Raw genomic sequence first — 575 nt, 5'->3', positions numbered from 1 at the left:
CGACCCGTTACGGAACTTCAAACGATGAGGTTCGACGCCCGAGAGCCGTCCTTGGACCACGCGTATCCGAAAGAGCACAGCAGCGGCTTCGGCTTCAAAATCACTGCAAGAGGCGCTCAATTGGAGCGCGGCCGAAACACTCTTTGAAGCCACGTTTTCCGGGTAGGTGGAATAGGCGGCTGCCCCCCGTCCGTTGCGCCTCTCGCTCGCAAGAGCTGGCCGATTTCGGTCAAGCCCCAGAAATCTTCAGCGAACCGGAGCGGGGTCAGCGACGGGTCATCGGAATCGGGCGGCATTTCGATATCCGCCCCGGCGTCTAACAAGGCCTCGACGATCTCAATGTCTCCACGAGTGATTGCGAAGTAGAGCGGCGTAACTCCGCGATGATCCCGCGAATTCAGATTGGCGCCAGCAGCAATCGCCGCGAGCAGTCGGGCAGCGTCCGACGACAAGACAGCCGAAAAAATCTCCGATCGCTCTGGTGAGTTTGTCATGGGCGCAAACGACCTTCAAAGTGTCCACGACTGTACGTGCGACTTGAAAGCTGTCGTTCACGAACTTCTGCTCCTGGCCGA

The 575-nt window shown here is 58.8% G+C and carries 1 protein-coding gene; it reads right to left on the bottom strand.

Going from position 1 to position 575, the window contains the following annotated elements; translation table 11 throughout:
• Positions 1-116: 116 nt before the first annotated feature.
• Positions 117-494: an ankyrin repeat domain-containing protein gene (locus ACG04R_RS28420; protein ID WP_394418192.1), complete on the bottom strand. Its 378-nt coding sequence runs from the start codon at positions 492-494 to the stop codon at positions 117-119.
• Positions 495-575: the final 81 nt, after the last annotated feature.

Source organism: Pelomonas candidula (assembly GCF_043555985.1).
Lineage (GTDB): Bacteria > Pseudomonadota > Gammaproteobacteria > Burkholderiales > Burkholderiaceae_C > Pelomonas > Pelomonas candidula.
This window is presented reverse-complemented; position numbering and strand designations above follow the sequence as displayed.

What these genes read in the sequence shown, in the direction of transcription:
- ACG04R_RS28420 (WP_394418192.1), bottom strand. Translation starts at nt 494, where the DNA reads ATGACAAACTCACCAGAGCGATCGGAGATTTTTTCGGCTGTCTTGTCG.